Below are 17,328 nucleotides of genomic sequence, written 5' to 3'. Positions count from 1 at the left end.
TGAATCACTCCTTGCGCAGCCAGTTGCCGAAGGCGCGGCTCAGCAGGCCGTCGCTGCGCGCCGTGCCCTTCAGGTTGCCGAGCGGCAGTTTTCCGAGATCCGAGAGCTCCGCGTCCTCCGCGGCCTGCTGCGCGGACGAGGCGATCTGCCCGAGGTTCTCGAACAGGTAGCGGCGCGGCTGCACGCGGTAGCCCAGCGTCTTCTCGGCCTGCTGGATCGCGCGCAGCACCAGCAGCGAATCTCCGCCGAGGTCGAAGAAGTTGTCGCTCGAGCGGATGTCGTTGACGTCGATCCCGATCACCGAGGCCCAGATCTGCGCGAGCCGCGCGTGCTCGGGGATCAGGATGCTGCCTTCCTCCGCGGCCGCGGCACCGGCCGGCGCATCCACCGGCGCCGCGGCCCTGAGCGGATCGACGGCCGCGAGCCTGCGCAGGTAGGCGGCGCTCGCGGAGCCTTCTTCGCTCGCGAGCTCGGCCAGCGAGGCCTCGGGACGTTCAGCCACTTTCTGCAGCAGCTCGAGATAGCGGTCGCGCAGTTGCGCCCCGGTCTCGCGCAGGTAGATGTCGGCGTTGTAGATCAGCGCGCCTTCCAGCCCGTGCGGCTTGTCCATCAGCCACACGCCGATGTCGTCGGTGGCGCCGCGCTGCATCAGGTGCAGCTGCCGCGTCTGCAGGCTGCCGAGCCGGCGCGCACGGTCGCGCGCATCCTGGAACGAGAACATCGCCTGGTAGGGCCCGACCGCGCGGATGCGCGCGGCCAGCGCGGGCTCCGCCATGAGGCGCTCGAACGGCACCTGCTGGTAGTTCATGAGCGAGAGCAGCTCGCGCTTCACGTAGCGCATGAACTCCGCGAGCGGCTGCTGCAGGCCGACCTGCAGCGACACCGGCAGCACGTTGTTGAAGAAGCCGATCACGTCTTCCGTCTCGGGCTGCTGGCGGCCGCGCACCGGGTTGGCGATGACGATGGTCTCAGAGCCGATGATGCTGCTCATGGCAAACGCATACACGCCGAAGGTCAGCATGCTGAGCGTCACGTCCATGTCGCGCGCCACCTTGCGCAGCTGCTGCGTGGTGGCCAGGTCGACGCGGATCCAGTGGGCGCCGCCCTGGCCGCTCTTGCCGGCGCGCCGCGGCATGTCGGTGTTGGGCTGGCGCGGCATCGGCGCGCTCGCAAAGCGCTTGAGCCAGAAGTCGAGCTGGTCCTGGAACGAGGGCTCCTTCATCCAGTGGGCCAGCCACTCGGCATAGTCGCCCTGCGTGGTGGCGATGGGCGCCAGCCCGTGCGGCCGGCCGCGCTCCGCCGCGTCGTAGATGGCGGAGAGTTCGCGCTGCAGCAGGTCGAAGGACCAGCCATCCCAGATCAGGTGGTGCGGCACGAAGACGAACACATGCTCGTGCACGTCGAGCTGGAACACCGCCGCATGCAGCATCGGCGCGCGGTGGATGTCGATCGGCCGGTCGGCGAGCTCCTGCATGCGTTCGGCCAGCTCGGCCTCGCGCTGGTCGGCCGGCAGGCCGCGCAGGTCGACGAAGGGCAGCGAGAAATCCACCGCTTCCGCGATCAGCTGGACCGGCTGGCCGGTGTGCGGATCGGTCCCCATGCGGGTGCGCATGGCGGGCTGGCGGCGGATGATTTCCTTGAACGCGGCCTCGAAGCGCTCGGCATCGAAGACGCCGGTCAGGCGCTGCGCCGCGGGCGCGTTGTAGACCGAGCGGTCCGGGTGCAGGTCTTCCATGAAGCGGATGCGCTCCTGCGCGGGCGTGAGCGGCGCCGTCTTGCGGTCGATGCGGCAGGGCAGCGGCGCCTGCGCGCCGGCGCCCACGCGCTGCAGGCCCTCGACCACGGCGGCCAGCTTCTCGGCCGTGGGCGCTTCGAACAGCGAGCGCAGCGGCAGCGTGATCTGGAACTCGCGGCTCAGGAGCGTGGTCAGGCGCGAGGCCAAAAGCGAATGCCCGCCCATCGTGAAGAAGTCGTCGCGCATGTCCAGGCCCGGCAGGCTCAGCACCTTTTCCATGGTGGCGAGCACCTTGCGTTCGCATTCGGTGCGCGGGCCGGCGCCGCGCCGTGCCTCGTCGCGCGACACCGCCTGCGGCGCGGGCAGCGAGACCCGGTCGACCTTGCCGTTGGGCAGCGTGGGCAGCGCGTCCAGCGCCACCACGTGCTGCGGCAGCATGAAGGCCGGCAGGCTCTCGCGCAGGTGCGCCATCAGCACGTCCAGCTCGAAGTCGACGCCGGGCGTCAGCGCCAGGTAGGCCACCAGCCGGACATCGCCGGGGCTGTCTTCGCGCGCCACCACCACGCAGCGCGAGACGCCGGCCACCTCGCAGCAGCGCGCCTCGATCTCGCCGGGCTCGATGCGGTAGCCGCGCACCTTGAGCTGGAAGTCGAGCCGGCCCAGGTGCTCGATGAGCCCGTCGTTGCGCCAGCGGCCGCGGTCGCCGGTGCGGTACACCGTCTTGGCGCTGCCGAAGATGCGCGCGGCCACGAAGCGCTCGGCCGTGAGTTCGGGGCGGTCGATGTAGCCCAGCGCCAGGCCGTCGCCCGCGATGCAGATCTCGCCCGGAACGCCGATCGGGCAGGGCTGCAGGTCGCCGTCGAGGATCCAGATCTCGGTGTTGTCGACGGGGTGGCCGATCGACACGCCGCGCGAGGCGACGATGTCCGGCCGCACCAGCCAGGCCGTGGAATACACGGTGGTCTCGGTCGGTCCGTAGCCATTCCAGAACTCGTCCATGCGCTCGCACAGCGCGAACGCCATGCTGGGCCGCAGCGGCTCGCCGCCAGTCCAGCCGCGGAAGCCGGGCGCGCCGGGCCACTGGGCATCGAGCAGCAGCTGCCACATGCCGGGCGTGGCCTGCAGGAAGGTGATGCGCTCTTCCTTGAGCAGCCGGCACAGGCGGTTGCCGTCCATGGCCACCTCGCGCTGCACCATCACGATCTCGGAGCCGCCCGACAGCGGCAGCAGCAGCTCCGGCACCGCCATGTCGAAGGACAGGGTGGTCACCGCGGCGATCCGGTCGTTCGGGCTCAGGGCCGATTTGCGCTGCATCCACTGGAGCAGGACCACCACCGAGTGGTGCCGCGCGCACACGCCCTTGGGCAGGCCGGTGGAGCCCGAGGTGTAGATCACGTAGGCGCCGTCGTCGGGGCCGGCATCATCGCCGCTCGGCGGCAGCGGCTCGCCGCTTTCCTGCTGCCAGGCGCTGTGGCGGTCGATCTCGAACACCCGCTCGGCCGCGTCGGCGCGCCAGTTGCGCGGCGCCACCGCGATGTCCGACGAAGTCAGCAGCAGGCAGAGCCCGGCGTCCTTGGCGTAGTGCTCCAGCCGTGCCTGCGGAAACCCGGGGTCGAGCGGCACGTAGGCGGCGCCCGCCTTGAGCACCGCCACCAGCGCGGTGACCATCTCGATGCTGCGTTCCAGGCACAGCCCCACGCGCTCGCCGCGGCGCACGCCGCGTGCGCGCAGCGCCCGCGCCAGGCGGTTGGACTCGGCATCGAGCTCGGCATAGCTGCAGACCCGCGCACCGTCGCGCACCGCGGGGCGCTCGGGCTGCAGCGGCACGCGCGCCAGGAAGCGGGCCAGCGCATGCGGCGCGCCCTCCAGCGGCGTGCGCGGCGGCTGCAGCGCGATCAGTTCCTGCGCGGCCTCGGGCGACAGCACCTCGAGCCGGCCGACCGTCTCGCCGGGGTTGCGCACGGCCGAGCGCAGCACGCATTCGAAGATGTCGAGCCAGCGCTGCACCGTGGCCTCGTCGAACAGGTCGGTGTTGTACTGCGTCTCGATCTGCAGCCCGCCGTCGAGCGGACGCAGGTTCAGGAAGAGTTCGAAGTTCTCGTACTGGCGCGCGATCGTGTCCTGCGCGACTTCGAGGCCCGGGAAGGTCTGCGCGCTGCTCGCCACGTCGGGGTCGACGTTGAACGCCACGCTCACCAGCGGCAGCCGGCTCGGGTCGCGCTGCAGCGACAGCTTGCCCAGCAAGGCGCCATAGGTGAGAGCCTGGTGCTCGAAGGCGTCGAGCACCGTGGTGCTGCATTCGCTCAGCAGGGCATCGAAGCGAAGCTGGGCATGGACCGCCACGCGCAGCGGCAGCAGGTTCACGCAGTGGCCCACCAGGCCGGGCATGTCGCGCGCGACCTGGCCCGACGCGGGAATGCCCACCACGATGTCGTCCTGCCCCGTGAGCCGGTGCAGCGTGGCGACAAAGCCGCTGAACAGGCCCGCGAACAGGCTGGCGCCGGTCTTCGCGCTCATGGAGCGCAGGCTGCTCACGAGGCGGCGGTCGAGCAGGCGTTCGGTGCGCCGCGAATGGAAGGTGCGCACGGCGGGCCGCGGATGGTCCACCGGCAGGTCGAGCACCGGCAGGGTGCCGCCCGCGAAGCGCTCCAGCCAGTAGTCCACGTGCGGCTGCATGTCGGGATGGGCAGCCTCGGCGGCTTCCTCGGCGGCGAATTCCGCATAGCTGGGCGCGGGCTTCAGCGGCTGCCCGCTGCCGGCCTGCTCGGCGTAGAGATGGCCGAGCTGCTCGCTGATGACCATCCAGGACCAGCCGTCGCACACCACGTGGTGGGCCGACATCACGAGCTCATGCTCGGCATCGCCGAGCCGCAAGAGCACCGCGCGGAACAGCGGGCCGTGCTCCAGCGCGAAGGGCGTGCAGACCGCGTCGTCATGCGCGGCCTTCAGCGCCAGCGCCCGGGCCTCGGGCAGGAGGCCGCTCAGGTCCTGCTGCTCCAGCATGCCTTCGCCGGGCCGGCTGACCAGCATGCAGCTGCCGTCCGGCGAGATGGTGGCGCGCAGCGCCTGGTGCCGTTCGACCAGCTGCGCCACGGCACGCGCCATGGCGCCGGTGTCCAGCGGCCCGCGCAGGCGCAGCAGCACCGATTCGTTGTAGGCCAGCGAGGCGTCGGTGCTCATCGACGCGCCGAGCCAGATCTCGCGCTGCGACTCGGTTGTCGGTATGACGCATTCGATGAGGCCGCCGGTGGCGGCGGGGCGGAGAACGGCGTTCATGCTGCGGCCTTTCCATTGATGAGGGAGGTGGGGCTCGCGGCGTCGGGCACGTACCAGAAGGGCTGGCCGTCGACGTCGCGGGCGAGGACGGAGCCGTCTTCTTCGCAGCGCTTGCGGTAGTCGAAACCCGTGATCACCGTCGCGCGGCGCGGCAGGAAGCCCGATTCCTGCATCTCGGCCACCGACTCCTTGAAGACGCGCTGGATGGTGGCGATGTCCTCGGCGCTGTGCGCGCTAGTGAGGAAGCAGGGGAAGTTGTCCAGGATGTGCACGCCGCGGCTGCGCATCATGGCGAACAGCAGGTCCTGCAGCGGATGCTCCTCGAGCCAGCTCACGCGCCAGAGCGAGGCGAACTGGCGGATCGCGATCGGCGCGCCCACCTCGGCGCACCAGGCCGTGAGCTCGTCGGCCATGGCGGCGGTGCTGCCCGTGAGGCCGGCCTGCAGCGAGGGGCCGGCTTCCTTCAGGTGCGTGAGCGAGGCCTTGGCCGCGGCCAGCGCGAGCGGGTGCCGCACGAAGGTGCCGGCAAAGTAGGTCACGCCCACGCCCGGGATCGAGTCGTCGCCGTACTGCCAGGCGCCGCCGTCGAGCGCGTCCATGAAGGCCCGCTTGCCGGCGATCACGCCCACCGGAAAACCGCCGCCGATCACCTTGCCGTAGGTGGCGAGGTCGGCGCGCACGCCGAACAGTTCCTGCGCGCCGCCCAGGCCGACGCGAAAGCCCGTGATGACCTCGTCGAAGATGAAGCAGGTGCCGCTCTTCTCGGTGATGGTGCGCACCTCCTGCAGGAACTCGCGCGGCTGGAAGTCGGGCCGGCGGCTTTGCACCGGCTCGGCCAGCACCGCGGCCAGGTCGTCCGCGTTCTCGCGGATGAAGGCCAGCGCCTCCGCCGTGCCGTAGTCCAGCACGCGGATGTCGCCGAACATGCCGCTCATCACGCCCGGAGCCGCAGACAAGCCCTTGCCGCCCTTGCCGGCGCGCACCAGCACCTCGTCGAAGGTGCCGTGGTAGGAGCCGGTGAACACCACCACGGTGCTGCGCCCGGTGACCGTGCGCGCAATGCGCAGCGCGGCCATCACGGCTTCGGAGCCGGTGTTGCACAGGGCGGCGCGATCGCAGCCCGTGAGCTCGCAGATGAGGGCGGTGACCTCGGCCGCCAGCGGATGCTGCGGGCCGATCTCGTAGCCCGCGTCGAGCTGCTTGCGCACCGCTTCCTGCACGAAATCGGGCTGCCAGCCGAACATGTTCATGCCGAAGCCGTTGAGCGCATCGACGTATTCGTTGCCGTCCAGGTCCCAGAGCCTGGAGCCCTTGGAGCGCTCGATCACGATCTGGTAGGTGATCTCCTTGGTCAGCGGCCGGAAGCCGTTGACCACGCGCGGGTCGGCCATGTGCGGGCGGTTGGCCTGGGTGAACTGCTTGCTCTTTTGCGTGCGTTCCACATAGCGCCGCATGAAGGCCGCCAGCCGCGCCTTCTGCCGGCCGCTCGGCTCGGCGGTGCGTTGGGTGTGGATGCGCGCGATCGCGCCGAAGGCCTTGGTGACGTCGTAGCGCTGCGGCTCCCTGGCCGGGGCGGGTTCGTCGGCGGCGGGCTGCGCCGCCACGGCCGCGGTGCTTGCGGCGGCAGCCGGCATGGCGGACGCAACGGGCAGCGTCTCGATGGCCGCGCCCGACAGCAGCGCGAGCTGGCGCCGCATCAGTTCCATCTGCTGCGCCACCAGCTGGACGATCGGCCCGCTGCCGATGTCGCCGCCCGCGGCCGGCACGGTCACCCCGGGGAGGAACGCGGCCGGCGGCTGCGCGGCCGCTGCCTGCACCGGCGCGGCCATCGCCAGCGGCACCGCAGCAGCGGATGCAGGTGCGGATACAGCCGCAACCACGGGCTCGGGCGGCAGGCTCTCGCGCAGGAAGGCGGACAGGGTGTCGAAGCTGCGGTAGTTCTCCATCAGCTGGCGAAAGCTCAGGTTCACCTTGAAGCGCTTCTTGATCTGCGTGGCGACCTGCGTCAGCGTGAGCGAATCCAGGCCCAGCTCGCCGAAGGCGGCATGTCCCTCGGCCTGCATCATGTCGATGCCGGAGATGTCCTCGAACAGGGAGCGCAGCCGCGTGTCCATGGATTCGGTGGGCGCAGCAAGGGCGGGGGACGCGGGAGAAGAGGGAAGTGGCGGGGGCACTGCAGCTGTCACGGTCGGCTCCAAGAAGGTGGGTGGAACGGAGAGCGCGGGCGTGGATGGGGCAACGGGCAGCTGGGCCGGCGGCAAAACCGGCGAGGGGATGGCCGGGCTCGCCGCGGCCGCTGCGATGTCGACCCAGAAACGCTTGCGTTCGAAGGGGTAGGTGGGCAGGCGCACGCGCTGTGCGCCGGTGCGAACGGAAAGGCGCGACAGCTCCACGTCCGCGCCGCAGGTCCAGAGGCGGGCCAGCGCCAGGCGCAGCGTGCGGGCCTCGTCGGCGGGCTCGCCGTGCAGCAGCGGCATCACTTCGGCCGCGCCGTGCTGGCGCACCAGCGTGGCCAGCGTGTTGCGGGGCCCCACCTCGATGAAGAGCGGGCGCACCGCCTGCGCCATGGCGCTGCGCACGGCGGGCGAGAACTGCACGGTGCTGCGCAGGTGGCGGGCCCAGTAGGCGGGGCTGGTGGCCTCGGCCTCTTCGAGCAGGCGGCCCGTGAGCGTCGAGAAGATCGGCACCGTGGGCGCATGCAGCGCCACTTCGCCGACCAGTGCCTCGAAGGGCGCGACGGCGCCATCCATCATCGAGGAATGGAAGGCGTGCGAGGTCTGCAGCTGGCGGCTCGCGATGTCTTCTTCCTGCAGCGAGGCGCGCAGCGTTTCGATCGCGTCGAACGGGCCGGCCACCACGCAGGCCGTGGGTCCGTTGTCCGCGGCCAGCGAGAGCAGCGGCCCGAGCCGGGCCGAGAGTTCGGCCGCGCCCAGGCGCACCGACAGCATCGCGCCCGCGGGCTGCGCCTGCATGAGCGCGCCGCGGCGGGCCACCAGCCGGGCCGCGTCTTCCAGCCGCATCACGCCGGCGATCACCGCGGCCACGAACTCGCCCACGCTGTGGCCGATCAGCGCATGCGGCCGCACGCCCAGCGAGAGCAGCCGGCGCGCCAGCGCGTACTCGATGGCGAAGATCGCGGGCTGCGTGACGGCGGTGGGCAGCAGCGCCTGCGGATCGTCGCCGAACATGCGCTCGCGCAGGTCGAAGTCCACCGCGCTGCCGAAGGCCTTCAGGCAGGTGTCGAAGGCGGCTGCGAACACCGGATCGTTGGCGTGCAGGATCTTGCCCATGCCGGTGTACTGCGCGCCCTGGCCCGGGAACATCAGCACCGGCTGCGGCGCGCGCGCATCGACGCGGCCGCTGGCGCGCCACGGGCTGTCGCCCGCGCGCAGCGCGGCCACGGCCTGCGCCGCATCGCCGGCCACCACCGCGCGGCGGAAGGCATGCGCCTTGCGGCCGACGCTCAGCGTGTACGCCACATCGGCCAGCGGCACGCCGGGCGTCGCGTCGAGGTGTGCGGCCAGCTGTTCCGTGGCCACCGCCAGCGCGGCCTCCGAGCGGGCCGAGATCGGCAGCACCTGCGGCCCCGCGGCGCTGGCCGTGGCAGGCCGCGCGGGCGCTTCCTCGAGGATGATGTGCGCGTTGGTGCCGCCCACGCCGAAGGCGCTGACGCCGGCGCGCCGCGGCTGGCCGGTGCGCGGCCAGGCTTGCAGGCTGCCGCTCACGTAGAAGGGCGTGCGCGCGAAGTCGATCGCCGGGTTGGGTGCGCTGAAGTGCGCGGTCGGCGGAATCGCCTCGTGGTGCAGCGAGAGCGCGGCCTTGATGAGGCCGGCGGCCCCCGCGGCCGTCACCATGTGGCCCACGTTGCTCTTGAGCGAGCCGAGCGTGCAGTAGCCCAGCGCGCCGGTGTGCTCGGCATAGGCGCAGGTCAGTGCCTCGACCTCGACCGGGTCGCCCATCGGCGTGGCGGTGCCGTGCGCCTCCACGTAGGAGATGCTGCGCGCGTCCACGTTGGCTGCCGCCAGCGCCGCGCGGATCACGGCGGCCTGCCCGTCCACGCTGGGCGCGGTGAAGCTGGCCTTGGTGCCGCCGTCGTTGTTGACGCAGGCGCTGCGCAGCACCGCATAGATGGTGTCGCCGTCGGCCTGCGCGTCGGCCAGGCGCTTGAGCAGCACCACCGCGGCGCCGTCGCTGAAGACCGTGCCCTGGGCCTGCGCGTCGAAGCTGCGCGTGTGCCCGTCGGGCGAGAGCATCGAGCCTTCCTGGTACAGGTAGCCGCTGCGCGGCGGGCAGGTGACGGAGGCCCCGCCGGCCAGCGCCATGTAGCACTGGCCGGTGCGCAGTGCGTGGAAGGCATGGGCCACCGCCACCAGCGAGGTCGAGCAGGCGGTATGGATGCTCACCGCCGGCCCCGTCAGGTTGAGCCGGTTGGCCACGCGCGTGGTGATGTAGTCCTTCTCGTTGGCCAGCATCACCTGGAACTCGCCCACCGCTTCGATGAGGTCGGGCCGCGTGGCGACGTGGCGCTGGAAGTAGCTGGCGTTGTACATGCCGGCATACACGCCGACCGGGCCCGGCGCGGCATCGGGCACGTAGCCCGCGCGCTCCAGGCATTCCCAGCAGATCTCCAGGAACACGCGCTGCTGCGGGTCCATCAGCGCGGCGTCCTTCGGGCCGATGCCGAAGAAGGCGGCGTCGAAGTTCTCGATGCCCTCGATCACGCCGCGGGCCCGCACGTAGGCCGGGTCCTTGCGCAGCGCGTCGCTCACGCCGGCATCGAGCGTGTCGTCGTCGAAGAAGCTGATGGTGTCGCGGCCGGCAACGAGGTTCTCCCAGAACTGCTCGACATCGGCCGCACCCGGAAAGCGCCCCGCGGTGGCGATCAGCGCAATCGCATCCGACATGTGGGCGTCGGGCTCGGCGGGCTGCTGTTGCTGTTGCTCGTGCACTGTGCGCGGCGCGGCGGCGGCTGCGGGCGCCGCATCGCCGGCGGCGGCCGTCTCCAGCTCGGCCGCGATGGCGCTCGGCGTCGGATGGCGGAAGAACAGGTTGGTCGACAGCGGCTGCGCGCTGTCCTGCTGCAGTTCGGCCAGCACCTGCAGCACGCGCAGCGAATCGCCGCCCAGGTCGAAGAAGTTGTCGTTGCGCCCGACCTTCTCGATGTGCAGCGCGCGGGCGAAGGCTTCGCACACGCGCTGCTCGGCGGCGCTGCGCGCTTCCTCGAAGGGCTGCGCCAGATCGGGCCGCTCGGCCGCCGGTTCGGGCAGCGCGCGGCGGTCGAGCTTGCCGTTGGGCGTGACCGGCAGCTGCGCGAGCCAGACCTGCGCGGAGGGCAGCAGCGCCGCGGGCAGGCGCGCGGCCAGGTGCGTGCGCAGCGCATCCCACGAGAGCTTGTGCGAGCGTGCGACGAGGTAGGCCACCAGGCGCAGCTGCCCATCGGCGTCGGGCCGCGCATCGACGGCGCAGGCCTGGATCGCGAGGTGCGAGAGGATGGCCGCCTCGACCTCGCCGGTCTCGATGCGGTGGCCGTGGATCTTGACCTGGCCGTCGCGCCGGCCGATGAATTCGATGGTGCCGTCGGGCAGCCAGCGCGCCAGGTCGCCGGTGCGGTAGAGGCGATCGCCCGGCGCGCCGAACGGATCGGGCACGAAGCGCTCTTCGGTCAATTGCGGCTGCCGCAGGTAGCCGCGCGCGAGCCCATGGCCACCGATGCACAGCTCGCCCACCAGGCCGCTAGGCAGCAGGTCCATCGAAGGGCTCAGCACGCGCAGCACGGTGTCCTTGATCGGCCGGCCGAGCGGCACTGAGCGCAGGTCGGCGGGCAGCGCCGCCGGAATGCGGTGGGTGGCCGCGAAGGTGGTGCATTCGGTCGGCCCGTAGCCGTTGCTGAGCGCAAGCGCCGGCAGCGCGGCCAGCGCGCGCCGCACGTGCGGCACCGACAGCGCTTCGCCGCCGGTGATGAGATGCCGCAGGCCCGAAAGATGCGCCGGGTCGTCGTCGATCACCGCGTTGAACAGCGCCGCCGTGAGCCAGGCGGTGTGCACCTGGTGGCGCGCAATGGTGCCGGCCAGGCCCGCGCCCGTGGGCACGCGCTCGCCATGCACCACGCAGCAGCCGCCGTTGAGCAGCGGGCCCCAGATCTCGAAGGTGGCGGCATCGAAGCCCAGCGGCGCGGCGTGCAGCACGCTGCGGCCCGGCGCCAGCTGCGCATAGTCGATGCCGACGACCAGCCGCAGGATCGCGCGGTGGCAGATCTCGATGCCCTTGGGCGTGCCCGTGGAGCCCGAGGTGTACATCACGTAGGCCACCGATTCGCCGTCGATGGCGGGAGCGCTCCAGGGCGCGGGTTCGGTGTCCTCGGCTTCGTCGAGCAGCAGCAGCGCACGGGAGGCGGGCACCAGGTGGCGCAGCGCCGAGGTGCTGACCACCTGCTGCGCGTTCGCCTGCTCGAGCATGAAGGCGATGCGCTCGGGCGGGAAATCCGTCGGCACCGGCACATAGGCCGCGCCGGCCTTGAGCACGCCCAGCTGCGCCACCACGGCCTCGATCGACCTGTCGAGCACCAGCCCCACGTTGTCGCCCGCACGCACGCCCAGGTGCTGCAGGCGCTGCGCGAGCTGGCCGGACTGGCGCTCCAGTTCGCCGTAGCTCATCTGCGCATCGCCTTGCGCGAGCGCCATGGCATCGGGCGCGGCCGCGGCCTGGCGCGCGAACAGGCCCACCACGGTGAGGCTCGGGTCAAGGGGAGCGGGGGGCGTGTTCCAGTCGGCGAGCTGGCGCGCGCGGTCGGCGGCGGGCAGGGTGCGGATCTCGCGGAGCGGGCATTCGGGCCGCTCGAGCAGATCGGCGGCGGTGTCGGCAATGGCTGCCAGCAGCTGCTGCACCGATGCCGCGTCCAGCAGGCTTGCTGCGGCACTGGCGTGAAGGCGCGGCGCGCCCGATGCGGTGGTGCTCAGCCAGAGGAGGAGGGGGGCCTGGACGCCGTCGACGCCGGGGTCGCAGCCCAGCCAGAGAACTTTCGGCGATGGCTCCGGCGAGCCTGCCGAGCCCGCGGTAGCCGTCTGGCGCCGTTCCTGGTCGAGCGAGGCCAGCCAGGTGCGGGCCGATTCGGACGGATCCGGCTGCTGTTCGCCGAGCCAGCGCGCCTGGAGCAGGAGCCACGCCGCCGCAAAGGGGGCGTCGGGCAGCTGGCCGGTGGCGTCGAGCCATTGCGTCCAGCGCAGCGTGCCCTGCTCCCCGAGCGCCACCGAGTCCTGGATCCGTTCGTCCGGCCTGTCCGAATTGAGGCGCGAAACGAACAGATCATCCAATGAAAGTCGGGGGGGCGCGGATGGCGCCGGATCGGCTATTTGAATTTTCATAGAAAAAACGGAAGAAAGAATGCATGCAATAGATGGGATTCATGAATTGGCAATTGGCCAATAAAAATTCATTAGTACGTTAGTTTCTATTTCGAGGCAATCCTAGAGGCTTTGTCTGGCGTGGTGTTGATCAAAGTTTGTCAGGTTACATTCCCGAATCATTCGTTACATACTCGTACTACCTCATATCGCTCGAACAGGGTAACCAGCGCCCATTTCGGGCGCCTTTCCCCGATTCCGCCCGAACGGAGGAGCAGGCGTTTTCACGGAAGGCATTGGCCCAGGGAACTCACTGTAGGAATTGCGCCGCTGCCGCGCATGAGCAATGCGCCCCCTCCAGAGGGAGACAAGCGCCCCCGGCCGCACTGCTTGCGACCATGACAAAGCGCCTGTCGAAAACATGGCAAACCGCTGCTGCGCAAGCCAAATACATCTGCAAAATGGGGAGGCGGGGTAGAGGCGAGACAGGGGAGTGCCGGCAGCCCGGCATCACCTGCGCCAGATGCCGCAGCCGGTCTGCCGGGAGCAGATTGGGTGGGGCCGCGAAGCGCAATGGATGTAATCGCTACCCGCGCGGGGCAAGGTAGCCATTAATTGACTTGGCTTCGGGTGAATATGAAGATATTCCCCGAGGGGGCGCCGCAGTTGTGTAACTCCAGGGTGGTCGGCTGCCTCGCCGATTGACAGGATTCAGGCCGATTTTTTTGTAAATTTAATAAATCAATCGGGTTTGTGGCGTTTTGATAGCAATTCAAGGCCTGGAGGTCCGCAGCAAATCCGAAAAGCGCCGGCTCTTGCCGGAAGTTCGTCCGTGCGGCACCCGAATCGCCAGGGGTGCATTTCAGCCAATGAGGAAACCAGCCCATGCTTCCCAACCTGCTGCCCTTGCGTCACCGCGCCGAAGCCTACAGGCGCAAGTTCCTGGTCAACGAGACCGAGAACCTCTTCATGGGCTCCTTCGAGAGCTTTGCCGCCGCCGAGGCCGGCGCGCCGGAGTCGAAGGCCGTCGGCTACAGCAACGCCAAGGCGGCCGGCGAGCTCTACACCCACCAGATCTACTTCTACGACTACCCCGGCCTTTTCTGGCTCGGGAGATCGTTCGACGAGGGCATGCGGCGCGTGTTCGACCTGGGCGGCCACGTGGGCATCAAGTACTACGCATTCCGCCGCGTCCTGCCTTACCCCGACAGCCTGCGCTGGACGGTCTGCGACGTGCCCGGGGTGGTGCAGTCAGGCAAGGAGCTGGCCGTGCAGCGCGACGCCACCGCGCAGCTGGACTTCACCACCGACTACCAGGGCGCCAGCGGCTGCGACGTGCTCTTTGCCTCGGGCAGCCTGCAGTATTTGCCGCAGCGCATCGCCGAGATCCTGTCGGGGCTTGCCGTGAAGCCCAGGCGCATCGTGCTGAACACGACGGCCGTGCACCCCGAGCGCACCATCTACACGATCAACAGCATCGGCATCGCGTTCTGCCCCTACCGCATCCAGCACGTCGAGGAGCTGTGGGCCGAACTCAGGGATGCCGGCTACAAGCGCCGCGATGCCTGGCGCAACGAAGGCAAGCCGATCGAGGTGCCGTTCGTCGAGGGCGGCGACAAGCCCTACTACGCGGGCTGCTGCTTCGATCTGGCGGGATAGTGGGTACCTAGGTACCATCTCCATCTGTTACTCGGCCCCCTGGTTGCGCCAGCCTCGGCGGCCCGAGCCCCCGGCCTTCCGACCCGCTTCGGAGGGCCTCCTTGCTTTAGTGCTTAAGTTGGCGTCTTCGCTACAACGCGGCTGGCTTGCGTCCGACAAGCCAACGCGGCAGGGAAAGACTTTTTTCGAAATTCACGCGAAGGAACATTTCGGCAACAACACCAATCGAGGGATCCGCATGCCTTTGACTTTCCTGATGAGCCTCCAGCACGTACCGCTGCCCAAGAAAGTAGTGACTCCCGCAGACGTTCGACACGTGTCCGTCCTCAAGGCAACGGGCCTGATCGAAGCTGAAATAGCGCCGGCGCTGGACGGCTCGGGCAAATACAAGAACGCACGCAACGCCATCGTGAAGCGCATCACCAAGGAGGGGATGGCCGAGATCAACAGGATGCGGACCGAGGAGAGCCGGTCGAAGCTTGCGCGGCGGCTGTGAGCGGCGTGCAGGCCGCGCAGGAGTGCGGGGCTGGTGGAGCGGGTGAAGGGAATCGAACCCTCGTATGAAGCTTGGGAAGCTGCCGTTCTACCATTGAACTACACCCGCAGCAGGCGCGGATTCTACCGTCAGTCCCGAGGGCGGGCCTCATTGCTTCGGATGACGCGGCGGCGGCTTGGATTGCCTACGCTGGCGCATCCCGTTGCCGCAAGGAAGCCCGCCATGTACGACCGCGTCATTCAGCTCGCCGGCTCCTTTGCTGCGGGTGCGCTGGCCTCCGGCGCCTTGCTGGCGTTCGCGGCAGGCAGTCCGCCTTCCAACGTCGTGGCCCCGCGCAGCATGGCCGCGGTGCCGCTGCCGGCCGTTGCAGGAGCGTCCCGGCTCGGTCTGCTGCGCAACGAAGCGGCCAGCGGGGACGAGCTTTCGAACTGGCAACTCTCCAATGCCTTGTTCGACAGGTACGACGCGAGCGGCGAGGCCGACGATCTCTACGAGGCCCTGATCTGGATGGAGAGGCGCCGGGATGTGTCCGGCAATGCGCAACTGATCGCGCGCGTCGTCGACCGCTACTGTGGGCAGCGCGTGGTGCGCTGGCACTGGTTCTGCGTCGAGGGCGAGTGATTCCCCAGGCAATGCCGACATCACCAGGAGCAGACATGGACTTCCTCAGGATCTTTCACGCAGCAGCACTCTTGGGGCTCGGCGCGGCCGGCGCCGGGTGCGGGCAGGGCCAGCCATCGGCCGGGCCTGCGGGTGCCGAGGCCGGCCACGTGGTGGCGGCAGTGAACGCGAAGGTGGCCGCGGAGCGCGTGGACAGCTACATCGGCGCGGTCTTCTCGCAGCAGCAGCAGGCACTTTCCCTCAAGGCGCCGGAGCCGGACGCCCCGGGCTTTTGAGAGGAGGCGAGCCATGAAGCCCGATTGCTCCCGCATGATGCTTTTTGCGGCCGTGCCGCTGGCCCTGGCCGCGTCGATGGCAGCTGCGCAGTCGGGCATGGACAAACCGGCCTCGATGCCGCTTGCCGAACTCAAGCAGGCCTACCTGGCCTGCGACCGCACGGCGACCCGCCAGATGCTGGACATGGAATCCGCGGCGCGCTGCTCGTTCATTGGCGAAGCACTGCAGGATCGCGCCTTCGACGGCAGCTTCGACCGGCTGCTGGCCTGGTGGCGCACCGAAAAGCAGCTGGCTGCCGCCGTGCAAACCGCGGAACAGCCGCTCGTGCGCGAAGGGCAGTGAAGGGAAGGCGCCCCGGGGCAGGTCGCCCCGCCGCGCGCCACCGGGTCAGCGCCGGAAAACCGAAGGCTCGTTCTGCCCCCGTGCCGCTGCAAGGCACTTGCTCGCCGCCTCCGCAGCCTCCTGCCTCAGTTGCTGATCGAGCGCGTCGGGCGCGGGCCCGAGGTCGCGGAAGTAGGCGATCTGCTTCCTGTGCAGGTCGCTCGCCGCGTCGCGGGAGCGCTGCTCCAGTTCCTTCCACAGCCGCAGGTACGCGACGGTGGCGGGCACGAGCTCCGGTGCAGCCGGCGCACCCGGCGCACCCGGGACGAGGTCGGCGCCGATATCGATCTCGTCCGCATGCGCGAACTGTTCCTCGGCCCATGCCGGCTGGGGCTGTATGTTCCCGGCGTGGGCCTCTTCGCCGATGCCGGCGGCAAACCAGCGGTAGGTATTCTTACGTTTGCCGACGCGGCCCGTGGTTCGCACGAACAGGTAGCCCGCTGTCGCGTTTCCCGTTTCATCGACCGGTATGCCGGCTGCCCGAAGCGCCTCGACCCTCTCGTCGACGCTCAAGTAGAAGGACAACTGCAACGTGACTGTTGCGTTGTGAATGACCTGATGGACCATTGCTCCGCTCACATTGGTTGGCAAAGGGCGAAGCATCCCTTTCCCGGCCTCGCAAGTGAAGACATGAAAGAGGCAAAAAGTGTGAATTTTTTCACTAATTGCAAAGAAAGTTTGCGGTCGTGAACCCTCAGCGCAGGAAGACGTGCTCCATGAACTGCCGGATCGGGTATTGCACCACGGCCTGCACGCCGGCCGGCAGTTCCAGCGGCCGCATCAGCATCTTGAGCGTGGCGCCCGGGCTCAGGTGGGTGCGCACGGTGCTGTTCATGCGCGCGCTCAGCTGCTGGATGTAGGCCGTGTCGGCGGCCCGCCCGGGCGAGCGGGCGCGCACCACGTGGCGGATGGCGCAGTCGGCGTCCTCGCTCTTGAGTTCCAGCGTGCGCCGGCCGATGGTGCCCAGCACGCGGAAGCGGCCCAGCCCTTCCTGTTGCCGGTAGCGCCGGAAAAAACGGTAGAAGTGCTTGTAGTGGCTGACTTCGTCGGCCGCGATGCGGCTTGCCAGGTCACGCAGCACCGGTTCGGTGGTGCTGCGCGCCAGCGCCCGGTAGTAGCTGGCGGTGCCGGTCTCGATCACGCAGCGCGCGGCCAGCTCGAGCCCGCGCGTCGGCGCGAGCAGCTCCACCTTGCAGTAGGTGGCGTATTCCTCCAGGAAGCTGCGGTAGGCGCCTTCCCAGTCGAATTCGGGCCAGACGTGGGACACGTAGGCGCGCAAGGCCCGGCCATGCTGCAGTTCCTCGGCTTCCCATTGGTGGGTGAGCCAGGCGGTGACCTCGTCGTCGCCGCGGAAGAAGTCGACCAGGTTCTGGGTGTACAGGTCCGAGCCGCTTTCGACGAACGAGGCGCAGGCCACGAGATAGAAGAGATTTTCGTCCCGGCGGACCTCCGGCCGCGCGATGCGGGAGAAATCCAGGTCCTCGATCTTCCAGTGTGCTGCCTCATGGCCTGCCATGCATGCTCCTTGATTCACGTTGAAATGA

9 protein-coding genes and 1 tRNA gene are annotated in these 17,328 nt (G+C 69.5%); 5 read left to right on the top strand and 5 right to left on the bottom strand.

The genetic code is table 11. The annotated features are described in order from the left end of the window. Positions 1-4: 4 nt before the first annotated feature. Together AC1DSC_RS09510 and AC1DSC_RS09505 are read right to left on the bottom strand one after the other, a co-directional pair. On the bottom strand, positions 5-5,011 hold the full coding sequence (locus AC1DSC_RS09510; RefSeq protein WP_012748283.1) for a non-ribosomal peptide synthetase: 5,007 nt from the start codon (positions 5,009-5,011) through the stop codon (positions 5-7). Further along, positions 5,008-12,372: an amino acid adenylation domain-containing protein gene (locus AC1DSC_RS09505; RefSeq protein WP_436287856.1), complete on the bottom strand. Its 7,365-nt coding sequence runs from the start codon at positions 12,370-12,372 to the stop codon at positions 5,008-5,010. Before AC1DSC_RS09505 ends, AC1DSC_RS09510 begins: the two co-directional genes overlap by 4 nt. Positions 12,373-13,236: 864 nt before the next feature. On the opposite strand from AC1DSC_RS09505, the gene AC1DSC_RS09500 reads away from it, so the two are divergent. Next, positions 13,237-14,010 carry a TIGR04325 family methyltransferase gene (locus AC1DSC_RS09500; protein ID WP_012748281.1) on the top strand — a complete coding sequence of 258 codons (774 nt, stop codon included), beginning with the start codon at positions 13,237-13,239 and terminating at the stop codon, positions 14,008-14,010. A gap of 238 nt (positions 14,011-14,248) precedes the next feature. Next, the gene (locus AC1DSC_RS09495; RefSeq protein WP_012748280.1) at positions 14,249-14,506 is read left to right on the top strand and encodes a hypothetical protein; all 258 of its coding nucleotides are present in this window, start codon (positions 14,249-14,251) and stop codon (positions 14,504-14,506) included. Between the two features lie 34 nt (positions 14,507-14,540). On the opposite strand, the gene AC1DSC_RS09490 is transcribed toward AC1DSC_RS09495, so the two are convergent. After that, a tRNA-Gly gene (locus AC1DSC_RS09490) sits at positions 14,541-14,614 on the bottom strand. A 114-nt stretch (positions 14,615-14,728) separates the two neighbouring features. On the opposite strand from AC1DSC_RS09490, the gene AC1DSC_RS09485 reads away from it, so the two are divergent. Genes AC1DSC_RS09485 through AC1DSC_RS09475 form a run of 3 tightly spaced genes read left to right on the top strand, consistent with a single transcriptional unit; the run spans position 14,729 to position 15,745 of the window. Next, the gene (locus AC1DSC_RS09485) at positions 14,729-15,127 is read left to right on the top strand and encodes a hypothetical protein (protein ID WP_012748279.1); all 399 of its coding nucleotides are present in this window, start codon (positions 14,729-14,731) and stop codon (positions 15,125-15,127) included. Positions 15,128-15,162: 35 nt separating this feature from the next. Beyond that, complete coding sequence (locus tag AC1DSC_RS09480; RefSeq protein ID WP_012748278.1) at positions 15,163-15,402, top strand: hypothetical protein; 240 nt, start codon at positions 15,163-15,165, stop codon at positions 15,400-15,402. Between the two features lie 13 nt (positions 15,403-15,415). Further along, positions 15,416-15,745, top strand: a complete 330-nt coding sequence (locus AC1DSC_RS09475; protein WP_369663082.1) for a hypothetical protein — start codon at positions 15,416-15,418, stop codon at positions 15,743-15,745. 45 nt (positions 15,746-15,790) lie between these two features. Here the strand turns inward: AC1DSC_RS09475 and AC1DSC_RS09470 are convergent, their stop codons facing one another. Further along, on the bottom strand, positions 15,791-16,351 hold the full coding sequence (locus tag AC1DSC_RS09470; RefSeq protein ID WP_012748276.1) for a hypothetical protein: 561 nt from the start codon (positions 16,349-16,351) through the stop codon (positions 15,791-15,793). A 127-nt stretch (positions 16,352-16,478) separates the two neighbouring features. Next, complete coding sequence (locus AC1DSC_RS09465; protein ID WP_369663081.1) at positions 16,479-17,300, bottom strand: ferritin-like domain-containing protein; 822 nt, start codon at positions 17,298-17,300, stop codon at positions 16,479-16,481. Positions 17,301-17,328: the final 28 nt, after the last annotated feature.

The sequence above is a fragment of the Variovorax sp. 01N425 genome, assembly GCF_056399465.1.
This window is presented reverse-complemented; position numbering and strand designations above follow the sequence as displayed.